Origin of the sequence: Nostoc sp. 'Peltigera membranacea cyanobiont' 213 (assembly GCF_002245975.1) — a bacterium.
Taxonomy (GTDB): Bacteria; Cyanobacteriota; Cyanobacteriia; order Cyanobacteriales; family Nostocaceae; genus Nostoc.
The window spans coordinates 1-18041 of the sequence record NZ_NOLI01000002.1 but is presented as its reverse complement, the minus strand read 5'-3'; the positions used below and the strand labels follow the sequence as shown (position 1 = coordinate 18041).

Annotated in this window: 23 protein-coding genes and 1 pseudogene; 16 read left to right on the top strand and 8 right to left on the bottom strand. The window is 41.5% G+C overall.

The features are described 5' to 3' along the window. Positions 1-76 precede the first annotated feature (76 nt). A complete protein-coding gene (locus tag CDG77_RS00695) occupies positions 77-1948 on the bottom strand; it encodes a PQQ-dependent sugar dehydrogenase (protein ID WP_223269676.1) in 1872 nt (623 codons plus the stop codon). Between the two features lie 351 nt (positions 1949-2299). Between CDG77_RS00695 and CDG77_RS35090 the strand changes: the two genes are divergently transcribed. Then, positions 2300-2503, top strand: a complete 204-nt coding sequence (locus CDG77_RS35090) for a hypothetical protein (protein WP_143856939.1) — start codon at positions 2300-2302, stop codon at positions 2501-2503. A gap of 133 nt (positions 2504-2636) precedes the next feature. On the opposite strand, the gene CDG77_RS36150 is transcribed toward CDG77_RS35090, so the two are convergent. Beyond that, complete coding sequence (locus CDG77_RS36150) at positions 2637-2774, bottom strand: hypothetical protein (protein ID WP_190233880.1); 138 nt, start codon at positions 2772-2774, stop codon at positions 2637-2639. Positions 2775-2827: 53 nt separating this feature from the next. On the opposite strand from CDG77_RS36150, the gene CDG77_RS00690 reads away from it, so the two are divergent. From CDG77_RS00690 to CDG77_RS36145, 9 genes are all read left to right on the top strand, one after another. Then, positions 2828-6658 (top strand): HEAT repeat domain-containing protein, encoded by a 3831-nt coding sequence (locus tag CDG77_RS00690; protein WP_094327387.1) that lies wholly within the window; start codon positions 2828-2830, stop codon positions 6656-6658. 15 nt (positions 6659-6673) lie between these two features. Beyond that, positions 6674-6898, top strand: a complete 225-nt coding sequence (locus tag CDG77_RS00685; RefSeq protein ID WP_094327386.1) for a type II toxin-antitoxin system HicA family toxin — start codon at positions 6674-6676, stop codon at positions 6896-6898. Then, positions 6895-7119, top strand: coding sequence for a type II toxin-antitoxin system HicB family antitoxin (locus CDG77_RS00680; RefSeq protein WP_094327385.1), 225 nt, complete (start codon positions 6895-6897; stop codon positions 7117-7119). The genes CDG77_RS00685 and CDG77_RS00680 overlap by 4 nt, the downstream gene beginning before the upstream one ends. Before the next feature lie 53 nt (positions 7120-7172). Beyond that, positions 7173-7400 carry a type II toxin-antitoxin system HicA family toxin gene (locus CDG77_RS00675; RefSeq protein ID WP_094327384.1) on the top strand — a complete coding sequence of 76 codons (228 nt, stop codon included), beginning with the start codon at positions 7173-7175 and terminating at the stop codon, positions 7398-7400. Next, complete coding sequence (locus tag CDG77_RS00670; RefSeq protein ID WP_094327383.1) at positions 7397-7624, top strand: type II toxin-antitoxin system HicB family antitoxin; 228 nt, start codon at positions 7397-7399, stop codon at positions 7622-7624. The genes CDG77_RS00675 and CDG77_RS00670 overlap by 4 nt, the downstream gene beginning before the upstream one ends. A gap of 32 nt (positions 7625-7656) precedes the next feature. Next, positions 7657-7911, top strand: coding sequence for a hypothetical protein (locus CDG77_RS00665; RefSeq protein WP_094327382.1), 255 nt, complete (start codon positions 7657-7659; stop codon positions 7909-7911). Between the two features lie 9 nt (positions 7912-7920). Next, complete coding sequence (locus CDG77_RS00660) at positions 7921-8364, top strand: HNH endonuclease (protein WP_094327484.1); 444 nt, start codon at positions 7921-7923, stop codon at positions 8362-8364. A gap of 237 nt (positions 8365-8601) precedes the next feature. Further along, positions 8602-9078, top strand: a complete 477-nt coding sequence (locus CDG77_RS00655; RefSeq protein WP_094327381.1) for a hypothetical protein — start codon at positions 8602-8604, stop codon at positions 9076-9078. Positions 9079-9175: 97 nt separating this feature from the next. After that, complete coding sequence (locus CDG77_RS36145) at positions 9176-9523, top strand: hypothetical protein (protein WP_190233879.1); 348 nt, start codon at positions 9176-9178, stop codon at positions 9521-9523. A gap of 11 nt (positions 9524-9534) precedes the next feature. On the opposite strand, the gene CDG77_RS00645 is transcribed toward CDG77_RS36145, so the two are convergent. The 6 genes and pseudogenes from CDG77_RS00645 to CDG77_RS00620 all read right to left on the bottom strand — a co-directional run bounded on the left by CDG77_RS00645 (position 9535) and on the right by CDG77_RS00620 (position 13692). Then, a complete protein-coding gene (locus CDG77_RS00645) occupies positions 9535-9960 on the bottom strand; it encodes an HNH endonuclease (RefSeq protein WP_094327380.1) in 426 nt (141 codons plus the stop codon). Positions 9961-9966: 6 nt separating this feature from the next. Further along, positions 9967-10371, bottom strand: coding sequence for a hypothetical protein (locus tag CDG77_RS00640; RefSeq protein ID WP_069073100.1), 405 nt, complete (start codon positions 10369-10371; stop codon positions 9967-9969). Positions 10372-10516: 145 nt separating this feature from the next. After that, entirely contained in the window at positions 10517-10801 is a 285-nt protein-coding gene (locus tag CDG77_RS00635; protein ID WP_094327379.1) for a prevent-host-death protein, read from the bottom strand. Between the two features lie 91 nt (positions 10802-10892). Further along, a pseudogene (locus tag CDG77_RS00630) lies at positions 10893-11126 on the bottom strand (type II toxin-antitoxin system RelE/ParE family toxin); the annotation flags it as partial. Between the two features lie 221 nt (positions 11127-11347). Further along, on the bottom strand, positions 11348-11578 hold the full coding sequence (locus CDG77_RS00625) for an addiction module protein (protein WP_094327377.1): 231 nt from the start codon (positions 11576-11578) through the stop codon (positions 11348-11350). 767 nt (positions 11579-12345) lie between these two features. After that, positions 12346-13692, bottom strand: coding sequence for an NAD(P)/FAD-dependent oxidoreductase (locus tag CDG77_RS00620; RefSeq protein ID WP_094327376.1), 1347 nt, complete (start codon positions 13690-13692; stop codon positions 12346-12348). A gap of 825 nt (positions 13693-14517) precedes the next feature. Here CDG77_RS00620 and cysE point away from each other — a divergent pair. From cysE to nifT, 6 genes are all read left to right on the top strand, one after another. After that, on the top strand, positions 14518-15351 hold the full coding sequence (gene cysE, locus CDG77_RS00615) for a serine O-acetyltransferase (RefSeq protein WP_223269675.1): 834 nt from the start codon (positions 14518-14520) through the stop codon (positions 15349-15351). Further along, the gene (locus CDG77_RS00610) at positions 15344-15583 is read left to right on the top strand and encodes an Asr1405/Asl0597 family protein (RefSeq protein ID WP_094327375.1); all 240 of its coding nucleotides are present in this window, start codon (positions 15344-15346) and stop codon (positions 15581-15583) included. Before cysE ends, CDG77_RS00610 begins: the two co-directional genes overlap by 8 nt. A 285-nt stretch (positions 15584-15868) precedes the next feature. Next, on the top strand, positions 15869-16066 hold the full coding sequence (locus tag CDG77_RS00605; protein ID WP_094327374.1) for a DUF2949 domain-containing protein: 198 nt from the start codon (positions 15869-15871) through the stop codon (positions 16064-16066). 371 nt (positions 16067-16437) lie between these two features. After that, positions 16438-17571, top strand: coding sequence for a homocitrate synthase (gene nifV, locus CDG77_RS00600; protein WP_094327373.1), 1134 nt, complete (start codon positions 16438-16440; stop codon positions 17569-17571). Beyond that, positions 17558-17845, top strand: a complete 288-nt coding sequence (locus CDG77_RS00595) for a nitrogen fixation protein NifZ (protein WP_094327372.1) — start codon at positions 17558-17560, stop codon at positions 17843-17845. Before nifV ends, CDG77_RS00595 begins: the two co-directional genes overlap by 14 nt. Then, positions 17820-18023, top strand: coding sequence for a putative nitrogen fixation protein NifT (gene nifT / locus CDG77_RS00590; protein WP_094327371.1), 204 nt, complete (start codon positions 17820-17822; stop codon positions 18021-18023). Before CDG77_RS00595 ends, nifT begins: the two co-directional genes overlap by 26 nt. Positions 18024-18041 lie beyond the last annotated feature (18 nt).

Here is an 18041-nt window from a genome sequence, read left to right as displayed (position 1 = left end):
TTCTTTCTTGGGGAGAAGACCAGCTAGCTGCTTCACTAAAATCAAAAATTTAAAATCTAAAATTCAGCGAGTGGTGCTACTTCACCTCTATAAACGAGATGATGTTATCCACGTCTCCCAGGGATTGATAATCACCAGCACCGAACTCACGGCATCGACCACCAGTTTCATTTTGGCATACACGTACTACCGTACCTGGTGGTACGCTTAATGAGCTAATAGTGTCATTGCCCACAACACTTAAGTCACCTTCATTGGCTTTGTATACTCCTGGAGTTGTCGGAAAAGTCTGGGAAACTCCAGCAAAATTAGGTTCTGTGTAGACCTTAACCCCTGATGACGGATTAACTTCTATCAACGAGATGATGTTATCCACGTCTCCCAGGGATTTATAATCACCAGCACCGAACTCACGGCATAGACCACCAGTTTCATTTTGGCATACACGTACCACTGTACCTGGTGGTACACTTAATGAGCTAATAGTGTCATTCCCCACAACATTTAAGTCACCTTTATTGGCTTTGTATACTCCTGGAGTTGTCGGAAAAGACTGGGAAACTCCAGCAAAATTAGGTTCTGTGTAGACCTTAACTTCTGATGACGGTGTAGAGGGGGCATTGTAAGCGAGCTTGTAGATAGTGCCACTGTAGTCATCTGAAATTAACAAATTACCTTGCCGATCGACTACCATATCCACAGGTCGCCCCCAGACTTCTTGTGTTGCTGGAACTAGCCAACCACTGACTAAATCTATCTCCTCTTCTAGTGTCTTTGTTGTACTGTTCCACGGAAAGTAAGCTATTTTGTAGCCCGTTTTCTTCTCCCGATTCCATGAACCATGCAGCCCCACTACTGCCCCACTTGAGTATAGGCTGGGAAAGTTGGTATTTTGTAAGAATGATAGTCCCAAGGGAGCCGAATGGGCTGGGATACCCTTGTCAATCCTGTCTATTGCATTGCAATTAACATCTCCATTAGCATTGAACTGATAGTCGCGGTCAAAGGGCATGTTGTTGAAGCCATTTAATGTATCAGGATTGGGGTTACAGAATGGCCAACCGTAGTTACCGCCATCTCGGACTCTTGTGAACTCCTCTGGTGGGTGGTTGTCTACGTAGGAAGGGATAACTTTCCCGTAATTACCAGTGCTATCGTTGAAGGGATAGGCGATGTTATCTCGATTATTAACAACTACCCAAAGGTCATTTGTGCCGGGTAAGAATGCTAACCCTTCGGCGTTACGTAAACCTTGGGCAAAAAGTCGCTGATTGGTTCCATTAGCGTCGTACTGGTAAATTGCACCACGTTTTGGGTTACTGACAGTATCTTCCTTGCAGGCATTGCATGTGGAAGCGATGGACACATACAGTTTGTGATTGCCATCAAGGGCAATATTTTTCAGTTCGTGACCATAAGCGCCTTTGAGTTCTGATGTGCTGCTATCTGGTAAGCCAGTTATAATGATTTGACGATTTTTTGCGGTTAAGTCTCCAGAGTTGTAGATGAAGCGGTTAATTTGATTAGTCTCGGAGATATAAACGTATGTGGTGTTATCAATCTGATGAAACACAATGTCGTGTGGCCTGCGTAGACCCGTCGCAAAGTCGGAAATAATCGGGTCTTTGCTGCCATTTGGCCGGACAATTAACACTTTACCCGTATTGGGCTGTGACACTAGAAGATCCCCATTGGGAGCAATTGCCATAAAGCGAGCATTCTGAATGCGAGCATAAACAGATATGGAGAAGTTGGGGGGCACTTTTAAGTAACGGTTAGCATTAAAAGGCGAAGAGGTCATTGTACTAGGCACTTTTATCTGGGTGTCAACAGACGCAGCAGGCGGACTGGCAAAGGCTGCGGTGGGAACAAATTCTAAGGACATGAGACTAACTAATGATGCGGATAGTATGCGTCCGAGCATCTGTGTTGGGTTTAAAGCAAACATAATTATTTTCAACTTCCCTCTAGCGTGGCCGTGATGTATATTACACCTAATTCTCGGTTAGCCGATTTTTCCGAGAGCTAGAACAAACCTTACTAAGGGCTGCAAGTTTTTGAGAATACTTCGTTAGATATATTTATATACTCGTATTTTTTTTTCCTCATCAAAAAATGAGTGAACCGAGAGTTACAAATAAAGGCAGAGCGATCGCTCTTTCAAATCAAAACAATCCTCAAACTTAAGGGGGTTATCATACCATACTTAGCCTCAAAACCATTGTATAGATTGGATTAACAGCATTTATTCCTTGTCAAAAAGCTAGGTTGGAGTTTAAAAAAGTGTAAGTGTTAAGACTTGGTTTTTCTCAGGGAATTGATTGAACCCGATAAAATTTTTGTAGTGATTTATTCCACATATCTTTTAGTAGAATTAGCGGTGGCTCATGGTTATAGCGAGAGGGAAGTGAATGTGCAGTGGGGAAAATTGCGATACCTGCGGCGAACTTTCTTACGGAACGGTGCGCGATCGCTAACGCAGTTTCTAGTAGTCTGTCAATAAATAATTGATGGATAAATTTCCTGTAGAGACGGCGATTTATCGCGTCTCTCTAACCGTCAAAATGAATTTGACAGACTACTAGTTGATTGCAAGTCCCAACAACCGCCAGAGAATGAATTCCCCGGTTCATAGCTCAAGTCTTCTTTAGAAGACTGAACAAAGGTTTTAGTCCACTGAGGTGGATAGCCAAAGAATAAATTCTCTGGCGGGATGTGGGGTTAAGTGCGATCGCGCCAGATGTTTCTGCGATCGCCCTGAAATCTGGAAACATTACTCCAGCTAGTGGATATACTCGTAATCAAACTCTCAACAGAAGCGAGTATTATGCTGGAATGGTTAGCTCTTTGGGGTGTAACTCAGGCCGCCGGGTTGATTTTTAAACCAATTCTGGAAGACTTAGCCAAGGATGCTACTAAAGATTGGGCTAAAGATTTATTAAAAGGCATCCCTGGCAAGATTGTCCAGAAACTTAAGAAGGAAGACATAGAAATTGCTGCTGGTAAAGCCTTAAAGGAATTTTTGCAACTCATGCAGCAGCAGTTAAAGGTTCGTTGCAAACTGGCTGAAACCGAGATTAAAGAGTACACCACAGACATCCAGAAATTTATCAGCGATAAGTCGGTTATAGAAATTCTTGGTCAGGCTTTTGATATTAATTGTGAATCTCTAGACGCTAAAACCCAAGAAGATAGTTGGAACAGGCTGCAATTAAAACCTCTGCCATCTAAGTTTAACTGGCAATCAATTACAGAACAGTATTTAACACAAGTCCAAGAAATTCTTTTAGATTCAAAAGATTTACACCATATCCTAGAATTACAAAAATTATCTGATATTGAAATAAATACCAAAGAAATTGCTGGTGTTATTGTAGATTTTAACTTAGTTAAATATCAAGAAGGAATCCGCGAACGCTATGGCAATCTCAAGTTAGATAGCTTAGATACTAGCGGTTATGCCTATAACGAACTTAAATTATGGCAAATTTTTACTGCTCAAAATGTCCGGGAAGCTCATCAAGTTTTACCACAAGTTCACGAACTGCCTAAAGAACATCTGAGACGGCTGCGAGAAACTGAGCAATTAGAAGCAGAAGTTGAATTAGAAGAATTAGAACGCCACAAACGGGTTTATTTTGAACAGCCGATCCGTTCAGTTTTAGATGTTGTCAATAAAAAGCAAGATTATAAATATATTGTGATTTTGGGCGATCCTGGTTCAGGTAAGTCTACATTGTTGCAATTTCTGGCTTTGAATTGGGCTGAGTCTCCACTGGATAATGTTATATCATTACCAATTCCGTTGCTAATTGAATTACGCACTTATATGCGGCGACGGGAAGATAAAGAGTGCAATAATTTTCTAGAATTTTTTCATCAATGTAGTGGTGCTGTTCATCATCTCAATCAGCTTGAACTCGATAAACAATTAAAAGCTGGTAATGCCTTAGTGATGTTTGATGGTTTGGATGAGGTATTTGACCCTGGTAAGCGAGAGGATGTAATTACTGATATTCATCGCTTTACTAATGACTATCCTGATGTGCAGGTAATTGTCACCTCTCGGATTATTGGCTATAAACCGCAACGATTGCTGAATGCTGAGTTTCGCCACTTTATATTACAAGATTTAGACTCGGAACAAATTCAGGATTTTATCAACCGTTGGCATGAGTTAACTTTTACCGATGCAGTAGATAAAGTGAGAAAACGGGAACGGCTACAAAGAGGAATTGCAGCTTCCAAATCTATTGCAGAATTGGCAGGAAATCCTCTGCTGTTGACGATGATGGCAATTCTTAATCGGAATCAAGAGCTACCAAGAGATAGAGCTACACTTTACGATCAAGCATCGCGGGTACTGCTACATCAATGGGATGTGGAACGCGCTTTGATGGAAGATAAGAGGTTAGATCCTAAGACGATTGATTATAAAGATAAGCAAGCGATGTTGCGTCAGGTTGCTTATCTTATGCAAACTGGTGAGAAAGGTTTGGCAGGTAATTTGATTAATGAAAATGATTTAGTCAAAGTTCTGACTGATTATCTGAAAACCATAGAATTTGATAAACCCAGAGAAGTGGCGCGGGTGATAATTAATCAACTGCGGACTCGCAATTTTATGTTATGTTTCCTGGGTGCGGATTATTATGCTTTTATGCATCGGACATTTTTAGAATATTTCTGTGCTTGGGAGTTTGTCTGGCAGTTTAAAGAAACGCAAACTCTGACTATTGAGGAACTTAAGAAGGAAGTTTTTGGCAAACACTGGCAAGATGAAAGTTGGCATGAAGTCTTGCTGCTAATTGCGGGAATGATTGAACCAAGATTTGTTGGGGAGATTCTTGATTATTTAATGGCGCAAGATGGCGAAGAGGAAAAGTTTGTCAATCTTTTTTTAGCAGCTAAGTGTCTTGTAGAGGTGAGAAACCGCTTGGCGATTGTGTTAGCAGCTACTAAATTACTTAACCAATTAAAAGATTTAACTAGATATGACCTCTGCTACTATTACGATATCGTGCGAGATAGAGAAGAAATTAAGCTAGTTAAGGAAATTCGCACTCAAGCTGTAACAGCAATTGCAATGGCCTGGCAAGAATCTCTTGACACCAAAACCTGGCTCAAAGAACGCGCTACCCAGGATGATAACTACGATGTGAGATGTGTAGCAGTTAAAGAATTAGCGAAGAACTTCAAAGATGACGCCGACACTAAAACCTGGCTCAAAGAACGCGCTACCCAGGATGATAACCAGATTGTGCGACATACAGCAATCGAAGAATTAGCGAAGAACTTCAAAGATGACCCCGACACCAAAACTTGGCTCAAGGAACGCGCTATCCAGGATGATTACTACTTTGTGCGAGGTGAAGCAGTTCAAGAATTAGCGAAGAACTTCAAAGATGACCCCGATACGAAAACCTGGCTCAGAGAACGCGCTACCCAGGATGATCATCAGTATGTGTCACGTACAGTAGTTCAAGAATTAGCGAAGAACTTCAAAGATGACCCCGACACTAAATCTATCCTCAAAGAACGCGCTACCCAGGATAATAGCTACTTTGTGCGACGTACAGCAATCGAAGAATTAGTGAAGAATTTCAAAGATGACCCCGACACTAAATTCATCCTCAAAGAACGCGCTACCCAGGATGATGACTCCGATGTGCGACGTGCAGCAGTCGAAGGATTAGCAAACAACTTCAAAGATGACCCCGACACTAAATTCATCCTCAAAGAACGCGCTACCCAGAATGATGACTCCGATGTGCGACGTGCAGCAGTCAAAGGATTAGCAAATAACTTCAAAGATGACTTCGACACCAAATCTATCCTGAAAGAACACGCTACCCAAGATGATAACTTTAATGTACGAAGTGCAGCAGTCCAAGAATTAGCAAACAATTTCAAAGATGACCCTGACACCAAAACTATTCTCAAAGAACGCGCTACCAAAGATGATAACTTTAATGTGCGAGGTGCAGCAGTCCAAGGATTAGCAAACAACTTCAAAGATGACCCAGACACTAAATCTATCCTCAAAGAACACGCTACCCAAGATGATCATGAGTATGTGCGACGTGCAGCAGTCCAAGAATTAGCGAAGAACTTCAAAGATGACCCCGACACAAAATCCATCCTCAAAGAACACGCTACCCAAGACGATCATGAGTATGTGCGACGTGCAGCAGTCCAAGAATTAGCGAAGAACTTCAAAGATGACCCCGACACAAAATCCATCCTCAAAGAACGCGCTACCCAGGATTATCACGAAGATGTGCGACGTATAGCAGTCGAAGAATTAGCAAAGAACTTCAAAGATGACTCCGATACCAAATCCATCCTCAAACAACGCGCTACCCAGGATGATAACTCCGATGTGCGACGTGCAGCAGTCAAAGAATTAGCTAAACACTTTCAATATCAGCTTGAGTTGTTTGAAATATACCACCACTGCGCTGTTAGTGACCTCTTTAAGGATAGCCATGATCCCTTTACTAACCCCAATCCTCGGCGCATTGCACTGGAGATAATTATCAAGCAATTTCCTCAGCATGACCAGACTTTACCACTGTTGCGCGATCGCGCAGAGAATGACCCAGATGAGCAAGTGCGGGAATTTGCTCAGAAGAAGTTAAAGCAGTGGGAAGGGTAAATGTAAGCTGAATATATGCCCAAGAAAATCAGAGAACTCAAAAGCTTGTTGCTGCAAGCAGGATTTACTTATAAACCTGCAAAGGGTAGCCATAGTAAATGGCTGCATCCGCAATTGCCTAAAGCTATCATCATTGCTGGCAAAGATGGTAGCGATGCCAAACCTTATTTAGAAAAGCAAGTCAATGAAGCACTAGAAGAACTAAATAAAATTAAAGAAGACGAGGAGACAAAAGAATGAAATATACAATCGTGATTCAATGGTCAGAAGAAGATCAATGTTATGTGGTTTTGTTACCTGAGTTTACGGATATAATGCAGCCTTGCACTCACGGAGAGACTTATGAAGATGCTCTTAAAAATGCTCAGGAAGTTTTAGAAATGCTGATTGAATCATCTTTGGCTGACGGTGAAACTCTACCAGAGCCTAAGACGCTAGGAAAATCTTTGGAAGTTGCATAGATAAGCAAAGAGAGTAGTGGTAAATCAGGGGAGTGAAAATGTAAACAGAGGCTATGCCCAAGAAAATCAGAGAAATCAAAAGCTTATTGCTGCAAGCAGGGTTTAGTTACCGTACTGGGAAAGGTAGCCACACTAATTGGTATCATCCCCTCCTACCTGGGAGAGTTACTATATCAGGTAAAGACGGAAATGATGCTAAAGCTTACCAAGAGAAAGACGTTAATAATGCACTTCAAAGGTTAGAAGAAATTAAAAATACTCAAGACGAAGAAAAAGAATGAATTCTCACTACACGATAATTATTCAGTGGTCTGATGAAGATGAGTGTTTTGTTGTCAGTCTTCCTGAATGGGGAGAATTTTGTCACACTCACGGAGAGACTTACGATGAAGCTTTGAAAAATGCTCAAGAAGTTTTAGAAATGCTGATTGAATCATCTTTGGCTGACGGTGAACCTCTACCAGAGCCAAAAACATTAGGAAAGTCATTAAAAGTGGCGTTGTAAATTAGTAAAATTAAATAAAAATAGGTAATCTCATGACTACATCTGTAAATACTACCAAAGTCTACGACGAAATTATAGAGTTTATTGCTGCTGGAACCACTCCCCAAAGTGTTATCGATTTCAAACTCTCGGATGCAGCCAAAGACCGTTTAGAGGATCTCGTTTACCGCGCAAAAACTGAAGGTCTTACTGGAAGTGACCAGCGAGAGTTAGATCATTTCCTCACGCTAGAGCATATTATGCTACTAGCAAAAGTAAAAGCTCGTCAATACATCAGCGCGGAGTAAGTGTTTAAAATATCTCGTCCATATATTAATGCAGAATTGCGGCGTTTAGTTGCATCTCGCGCCGAGCATATTTGCGAGTATTGTCTCGTTTCTGAAGTAGATAGATCGTCGGGTTGTCAAGTTGACCATATAATCAGTGTCAAACACGGCGGCGCTACAACAGCAGATAATCTCTGCTATGCCTGTATCTTCTGTAACCTGCAAAAAGGGACGGATTTAGGGTCAATTAATTGGCAAACTGGCGAACTTGTGCGCTTTTTTAACCCACGCAGAGACTTTTGGGGCGAGCATTTTCGGCTAGATGAGGCTGTAATTCAGCATCAAACAGACATTGGTGAAGTCACCGCACGCATTCTAGATTTTAACAGTGGCGATCGCATTATAGAACGACAAGCTTTGATTGCATCTGGTCAGTATCCCTCAGCATCGGCACTAAAACAGATAAATAAATAAGTTATGATGTGCGTAAACGTTCGCGTAGCGTCTCGTAGAGAAGCCCGTTGTAGACATCGCTTGAAGAAATTGTTCGGGATAATCAATTAGCCAGTTGTATTGTGTGCGTTACGCAACGCTTTCACACCCTACTAAACTAAGAATCATAACAAAATGTGCGATCGCACCCACCAATGGGAATTCTATACTTAGCAACTATTGCTACTTCACCATTAGAACTCCCAAGGTAAATATATAATGGCCTATCAAAATATTGCAGCCACCCTTTCGCCACAAGATATCCAAGAAATTAAAGCTGCGTTACAGACAGTCCAAAAAAAGATGCCCTTTCTGATTACTCTCAGCACTGAAGAACGGCGTAAGTTAGTAAAAATGGGCGATAAAAGCCTAGCCTTTGTGAACAATAGCATTACTGCTGCTCAGTCTAACCGCGAAATTCTTCCAGCAACTTTTGACGTTGAGGAACTGGTTCAAGATTATCAATTAGCCGCAGCGCTTACCGAACTTTTAACCTCAATGCAGCAACTCACCGAACAGGTAGATGATACCCTAATGGCTGTCGGTAGTGAAGCCATGACTAGTAGTTTGACGGTTTATGATTACGTGAAGACTGCATCGAAAAAGACTCCCGGCTTAAAAATCGTCGCTGAACAGTTGGGCGAACGTTTTAAAGCTATTGGTAAAGGTAAATCTGCAAAAACTCCCGTCTCTTGATAATTTAATACTCATTCACAAACTGTAGGGGCGTACATTTGTACGCCCCTATTCTGTTTATCCACCTTTTATCTCCGTTAACGAGTCTTTGAACTGGATGAATCCACCTTTTATCTCCGTTAACGAGTCTTTGAACTGGATGAATCCACCTTTTATCTCCGTTAACGAGTCTTTGAACTGGATGAATCCACCTTTTATCTCCGTTAACGAGTCTTTGAACTGGATGAATCCACCTTTTATCTCCGTTAACGAGTCTTTGAACTGGATGAATCCACCTTTTATCTCCGTTAACGAGTCTTTGAACTGGATGAATCCACCTCTGAACTCCATTGACAGGAGTACACGGGTAGGGGCACAACATGTTGTGCCCCTACGATTATCTGTACCTCACCAACTTGCAATCTACTGTAAATTAAACCTAACTAGTGACTTCTTTCTATCATAGAACTTGTGAAATCAATCATTAGGAGGATGCCAACCACTAATTGTCCAACGTCGTCGAGCAACAACTATAACTGGATTATTCATTCGCAAGCAAACAATTGTAGCCCTGCCAATAGTAGTTAAACCTTCAACTCTTGTTCCATCAGAACTCCAATTAAAATGGTCTGACCATCTCTGTGTACGTGGATGAAATAGAGGTGTTATTTCCCCAGTTAAAGGGTCTATAGCTTCGGTTGAATCAGCTTTAAATTCATTGCAAGAACGACAAGCTAAACATAGATTGTCAAACGTAGTTTCCCCACCTTTATAACGGGGTTGAATATGGTCATAACTCATAGGAATGCCGCTATTGGCTTCAGTAGTTAAGCAATAACAGCAACGTCCTTTATCGCTAGCAGATATTTTAGTTTTTAAGCTTTCAGGAATGTATTTAGACACAATAGTTTAAGCAGTTGGCATATAATGTCCTCGCCAACGGAGTAACACAGCAGCTTGGGCTTTACAAAGCATAAAACTATCTGCTTCGTGACGCAGTTTTATGAGTTCCAATTGTTCTGCATCTGTAATGTTACCACTAGAGTTACATTCCAGCAGAAAGTTGTATCGCTCCATTTGCTCTGCTGTTTTACGACTGCGGACAATTTGCCACAAACTATTGTCATCTAATTTATCTAAAGCCGCGAGGTCAGCTTGGAATTCCTCTGGTACATCATCCCATTCTGGAGGACTACCTACTTGCAAAGCATGAACTATAACCTCTTCAATGGGGCGACGTTGCGCGTGGGCAGTGTTAACTAAACGCTGATAGAGTATTTCTGGAATTTGCAGAGTAATTGTTTCTGTTGCCATTGCTCAATTGCCTACCCATACCTTGCTTAAACCGTCTTAATTTTAGCGTAGGTCAAGTTACTCCTAGAACGTAGCTCTCGCAATACTTGTTCGCCAGGAATTTAAGTAACTTCGCCTTGTTCAACAGCCTGAAACTGACAGTAAGTTACCAAACTAAGTTACCAAACAATGGGATATAGCGATCGCTATATCGTGCAGGAGTTTCTAAAATGTAATTCTCTTCAGCACAGATTTGACGTAATTCTGCAAAAGCGTCTGCGAAGGAGGAGACTTTTTGTTGCTGATGCCAAGCAAGGAAGGCTTGAAAAAGTTTAGGTTCTACGATCGCAGCAACTAATTTGTCCTGGTTGAAGATTAATTGAGGTTCTGATGCGATCGCATCAATCACTTCTGGCAGTTTTTGTTGTGCTTCGTCAAGTTTCCAGTTCATTTGTTTTAAATGTTGGATTGCTGATTATAACTTAACGTAACTTTAGACATCGCTTGGCATAAACCCAGATAATCTTGATTAAGCTACTTATTCAGATTCTATTAGTCCAGTAATTTGGCTGACGCTGAAGGTGCATGACTGCAACTATTAAAATTTGCTGCTCTTTGATGGCATAAATTATCCCATAGGGAAAACTGGCTATGCGGCAGCGTCTTGTATTTTTTGATAATTGAGTCCATGCTTCTGGGAACTGTTCAATACGATTGAGAGTGCGTTCAACTTCGGCAATAAATGCGTCTCCCATGTCGCGCCTGATATTGTCATAGTAAGCAACAGCATCATCTAATTGCTATTTGGCATCAGAGGATGTTTGAAAAGTCCTGTTGTTGGTAGCAAAAAGTTTTAGATCCCCCTAAATCCCCCTTAAAAAGGGGGACTTTGACTCCGGCCCCCCCCTTTTAAGGGGGGCTAGGGGGGATCAAGAGGTGCTGAAAATCACAGCTAACCACTTTTCAAACAACCTCTCAGGATGAAAATTATAAGCCATTACTTACTCCTAGAACGTAGCTCTCGCAATACTTGTTCACCAGGAATTAAATTAACTTCGCCTTGTTCAACAGCTTGAAATCTTTTCTCTGCTTCTTCTGCCCAAATAGCATCTATTTCTGCTTGATTTTCAGCATCCAGACTTTTAAATAAATGTTCAGCTAGCATTGCTCTTAACCTTGGAGGTAAAGACAATGCAGTATTGAAAATGTCGTCATAAGTATTAACCATAGTTTTTTCCAGATTTAAGAGCAAGTCATCTTGATTTTAGTTTAAGTTAATTTTTCTCGATGACGAATTGGTATGCAGAAAAATTGCGTAGACGCATAGCGGCTTGTCATTTGATATCGCTTGGCATAGATCGAGATAATCTTGATTAATCACTTGCTAGTACTTCTCAATCGCTCAAAGAGTCTACACAGAGAATAATCAGGATTAATCATGCTGCGTTGTTGGTAAATTTTACTTATTTTCTGTGTCTAGCTCAATATTCAAAACAGCGATCGCAGCACTCACTACTTTACCCCCAGCCCCTTCCCTACAAGGGAAGGGGAGTAAAATTCAAAGCCTCTCTCCTTTTAGGAGAGAGGTTTGGAGAGAGGTCAAAGTGTATTGCATCAAAATGAGAACCGCTATATTTGGTTTTGTTGATTTCTAGCCAGTTGCAGAGCGGGAACTGAACCCTGTTGAGTGCTGTATCAATTATGTAGAGCTTTTCTACAGCACTCATTTGACAACTGGCATAGCTGGGACACCAGAAGCGGAAAGTTTTACCTTATCCCTCGTACAACTTCTTCACTGTCCCGTTGTGTTGATATCTCCATTGAAACAGTAGCTCGAAGTTATGAAATGCCAAATTGCCAAAATTGCTTAGGGCGGTATCTCATCCCCATATTCTTTTCTTGGAACAGCAATCTTCGCCCAAGATTTCCCACCACGCGGTACTCATCACTTCAATAACCTTGTACCATCATTGACTAATGCTGTGATACCTGAAATTACAGAGGTGTCGCAGAAGGCTCTTGCACCCTATCTTTAACAGTTTTTGGTTCTACAAAAGCTTCTCTACCTGTAATCAATCTAGAGCGACGATTACGAGTGATATAATTCCACGCCCACTGAAATACTACTAGTAATTTAGTGTCAAACTCGATTAAGAAGTAGATGTGAACTAATAGCCAAAATGCCCAAGCAATGAAACCTGTGAGTTTCATTAAGCCTAAATCTACAACAGCTAAATTTTGCCCAATCATCGCCAAACTACCCACATCGCTGTAACGAAATTGTGGCAAAGTCTTACCTTGAAGCCGTCGTTGAATTAATTTACCTACATACTCTCCTTGTTGTTTAGCTACAGGTGCAACACCAGGTAAGACTTTACTATCTTGGTGGGAGAAGTTAGCTAAATCTCCAATTACGAAAATGTTGTTATAACCTTCGATAGACAAGTCAGGTTCTACAATCACCCGCCCAGAGAAATCGCACTCTACACCTGTACTTTCTTTTAAGACTTTCCCCATTGGGGAACCTTGAACACCTGCTGCCCACAATATAGTGTCTGAGGCAATTTCTGTAAATTCATTGCCTTGCTTGAAAGTAACGATACCACCTTCAATATTTGTCACTCTGGTGTGAGTGTGGAGTTCTATACCCAACTTTTGCAAAGATACTGCTGCTGATGCCGATAACTCTGGTGCCATGTGTGGGAGGATGCGAGGGCCCCCTTGTAATAGTAAAATTCTCGTTTCTGAAGTGTCGATGCTGCGGAAATCTTCTTTGAGAGTTTTGTATGCCAATTCTGCGATCGCACCTGCTAATTCTACACCAGTCGGGCCACCCCCCACAATCACGAAATTCAAGAAAGCACGCCGTTTTTCAGGATCGGTTTCTTTTTCTGCTGCTTCAAATGCGCCAAATATCCGGCGACGCATTTCTATCGCATCTTCGACAGTCTTCAAACCAGGAGCAACTTTTTCCCAGTGATCTTTACCAAAATAGGAATGGTTAGCACCTGTGGCGACAATTAATGTATCATAAGGTACTATTTCATCGCCCAGAATAACTTGTTGCGCTTTTGGATCGATCTCATTTACTTCTCCCAACAACACTTTTGTATTCTTACTTTTGCTAAATACAGATCGCAATGGTGCGGAAATATCAGAAGGTGATAGCGTACCTGTGGCAACTTGATATAAAAGCGGCTGAAAGAGGTGAAAGTTACGTTTATCAATGAGAGTAACATTTAGATTCGCTGCATTCAGACCCTTTGCTGCATACAGTCCACCAAAACCACCACCAACAATAACAACCTGATGGGGTGCATTATTTTCAAGTGAAACTGCCATAAAAAATATTTCCTTGGGTTAAGAATTTGTAACTATTCTTAACAGATATGTAACAGCATTATGATAGAGGTTGCTGTTTATTTAGAACAATTGAAAAAATAATGAAAGTATTCAAAGTTAGTTTCCAGCCATGTCAAAATATAGGACTCCGATTTGATTTTTGAAATATACGTAGGGTGTGTTATGCCGTAGGCTAACGCACCAAAACCTTCGCATGGTGCGTTACGGAAGCCGTAACACACCCTACAAGACTACTGAGATTTTTTCAGAAATCAAATATGATTCCTATATTTGCACTCATTGAAATGAAATGCTTTCCTTCAACACATCTATATAATAAGATATTCACTACGAGCTATGACTATATTTTGAAACGTATATCTGCATACAGACAGCAAATCCTAAAAGAAAATAAAGAAACCCGTCTTTCGCCCAACCAAATAATAGGATACTAATAGTAGTAGCATATACAAAAATGTATTTATAGCCCGATATAAATCATATTTGAGTGCATCTGAGTACAGCTTAATATATTGCAAAATATCTTGACGAAATCTTAGCAAAGACTTACGGGTAAAGTTTCTTGTAGCGCGAACAAAAATTCTTAACCCCTGCCCTAAAAATACTAGTACCCCTATCGTTAAATACTAGCGCCCCTAACCCCAGACAAATTTTAACTTTATGTTAAGTCGGGGTTTTGGCGTTTGAGTACAACTTTAATCAATCCAATAAATCCAATCAGCATTGGGTTTGGTATCGAGTTATAAGTCACCTGATATAAGCATAAAAATAGCAGATGACTCATCTACCAGATAGACATTACCGATGCAAGAGTCTTTAGACAGTATTAGCGATCCCCCCAGTACCAAAATGCAGGATTCTGCACATAGATCCATGCTGAAAAATTTACTCTCAGGCGTTTTTTTTGAGCCATTATTGAGTGATTTTCGCATTATTTTTGAGCGCGATCCCGCAGCCCGGAATTGGCTAGAGGTGGTGTTTTGCTACCCCGGATTGCACGCACTCTGTTTGCATCGTCTTGCTCACTGGTTACATGGTAGAGGAGTCGGTTTTATCCCCCGTTTAATTTCCCATTTGGGAAGATTTTTGACGGGAATTGAAATTCACCCAGGTGCAGAGATTGGCCAGGGCGTGTTTATCGACCACGGAATGGGTGTTGTCATTGGCGAAACTGCGATCGTCGGCGACTATACACTGATTTACCAGGGTGTCACCCTTGGCGGAACTGGTAAAGAAACTGGTAAGCGTCATCCCACAGTGGGCAAAAATGCAGCGATTGGGGCGGGTGCGAAAGTTTTGGGTAATCTGCAAATTGGCGATCGCGTCCGTATTGGCGCAGGTTCCATTGTCTTGCGGGATATCCCCAGCGATTGCACAGTTGTAGGAGTTCCCGGTCGAATTATTTCCCGAAATGAAAACGCCAGCCTTTCTCCTTTAGAACATGGAAAGCTACCCGATATGGAAGCAACCGTGATTCGTTCTTTGCTCTCGCGCGTTGAAGAACTCGAAAAACAACTACAAGCTTTAAGACAAGAGTCATTAGTCATTGGTCATTTGTCATTAGCAAATGACATAGACACGCCAAAGGCGAACCCACAGGGTAGAACAACTGACAAAGGACAAAGGACAAATGACTAACGATCCTTTAGGCGATCAAGTTTTGCAGATACCTTTGAGCGATCGCTGGCGAATCTATCACCGACTGCAAGAGTTAAAAATTCAGAGCTGCTGTCCCCCCGATGGTTCTTTACGAGTGCAAGTGAACAATTTGGTGGAAGCAATTCTAATTCGCAGTACAGTTATGCAACTTCTTGGTTCTCGTCAGGAATTATTAGAATGGCTAGAGCGTTGCTGGCATTACAGCGATTAATCGCGTCTATTAATCTTGAATTCATGACGAAATCACTGCACTTTATCCTTTTTGTTCATGAATGCACAAAGCTCAAATAGGTTTAGAGTTTGAAGCTACTGTATACTTGCAGAATTTATTGCAGACTGAGATGGATTAGATGGGATTTAGATTTTATTTATTCTAGTAAATCTAAACTTTCCCTGACATATAGCAACAATTAAAAAGGCAAAATCTCCAACTAGAAATTGGAAATTATGATTTTTAATTATTTTCCCAAATTAGAAATTGAAAGTTCAATCATTTATGGCGACTCGGAATAGAGATATAAGACTCCTCACTTTTTTGCAAAACGAACTTGAACTTTCAAATGCTGATATTGCTGTAGCTCTGCGACACCGCGAATTAGAAAATGGGCCACTACCGATGCTCCTTTGGCAGTATGGTTTAGTTGATTTGGAGCAGCTAGGAAAAATTTTTGATTGGCTAGCAGAACACAGTTAACGAATTTGTCCCCTGTACTTCTGAGTCCCATTACCTGCCTAAAGTACACACCAATGCTCTAGAAAATCTGAGGTTACGAAGATGATTACATCCTTAATTGCTGGTTTCTGTGTTTTACTTTGTTCAGGATTTGCTAATAGTTATATTAGTTCATTGCTACTCGAACCCAATTCAACTGACATCGGTAAAAACGATTAGTAAATTATACATTGTTTTAGTTCCCTGTCATACAGATGTGATGCTGCTAATAGGTCAATAATTAAGGATCATGTATCCTACATTATGAATTGTGATATTTTTAGCATTTGCCATCGCTGGGGATTGTAGAGAGAAAGGATATTAAGAATACTTCCAAGAGAGGGATATTTGCAATGAATCAAATCATAATTAATGACACTACACTACGTGATGGCGAACAGGCAGCAGGTGTTGCTTTTACCCTAGAAGAAAAGGTTGCGATCGCTAAGTTTCTTGATTCCATTGGTATTCCCGAATTAGAAGTCGGTATACCAGCAATGGGCAATGAAGAAACACGGGCGATCGCCGCAATTTCTGACTTGGGTTTACAAGCAAAACTCCTCGGCTGGAACCGCGCCGTCATCTCAGATATTAAGGCTTCTATTGCTTGCGGACTGAACCGGGTGCATATTGCCATTCCCGTCTCTGGTATTCAAATCGCCGCTAAATTCCACGGTCAATGGCGAGTCAGTTTGCAAAAACTCAAAGACTGTATCAGCTTCGCCGTCGATCGAGGTCTTTGGGTAGCAGTCGGCGGAGAAGATTCTTCCAGGGCTGATGAAAACTTCCTTTTAGATGTAGCGCTTTATGCCCAAGAATGGGGTGCATCCCGGTTCCGCTTCTGCGACACCGTAGGAGTTCTCGATCCTTTCACCACCTACACCAAGGTTAAACGGCTGGTTTCAGCTTTGATGATTCCCCTAGAAATCCACACCCACAATGATTTTGGGATGGCAACAGCCAACGCCCTTGCGGGTATCAAAGCCGGAGCCTTATCAGTGAATACCACAGTCAACGGATTAGGTGAAAGAGCGGGAAATGCAGCTTTAGAAGAAGTTGTCATGGCGATTAAACGCATCTACGGCGTTGATTTAGGCATCGACACACCCGGTTTGCTGGAACTGTCTCAACTAGTTGCAGCCGCATCAGGAGCTAGCGTACCACCTTGGAAAGCGATCGTTGGCGAAAATACCTTTGCTCACGAATCTGGCATCCATGCTCACGGGGTATTGCAAAATCCCATTACCTACGAACCATTTGCACCTGAAGAGGTGGGTTGGGAGCGGCGTTTAGTATTAGGTAAACATTCTGGACGGCATTTGGTTTCAAACTTGCTAGAACAGCATGGAATTTTCTTAAACTCCCAAGAAACCCAATCTGTTTTAGACGCAGTGCGCCATCAATCGGTACAGAAAAAACGCAGCCTGACGACAGAAGAATTGTTGAATTTGGTCAGAGAACAGAGGTACTCTCATGCAACGCGATGAATTAGAGCTAAACTTGCCACCTGCTTTTGAAATTGGTGAAAAAGTCAGAGTTCGGAAACTGCTCAAGAACGATGGTACTTTCCCTGGTAAAGAAGTCGGGCAAGTTTTAGTGAACAAAGGAGATATCGGCTACATAGCCAGTATAGGAACATATTTGCAGACTTCCTATATATATGCTGTGCATTTCTTGGAAACAGGATTCGTCGTCGGCTGTATGAAAAAAGAACTAGAATCTGTTGAGGAATCTCATGAAAGTAATGCTACGCATGAATGATGCCGGTACTTTAGTAGTCTACGTTGCTAAAAAAGACCTTGAAGAAGAAGTCGTCAAACAAACCGATGGAAATGATGGCAAGATTCTCACCCTAGCAAATGGTTGGGAATTAGAATTTCGTGATTTGCCAGACGCAGCAAATTTACCTCAAACTGTAGAAGCTAAACGCCTCGCGTAAGGGTGCTGGGGATTGGGG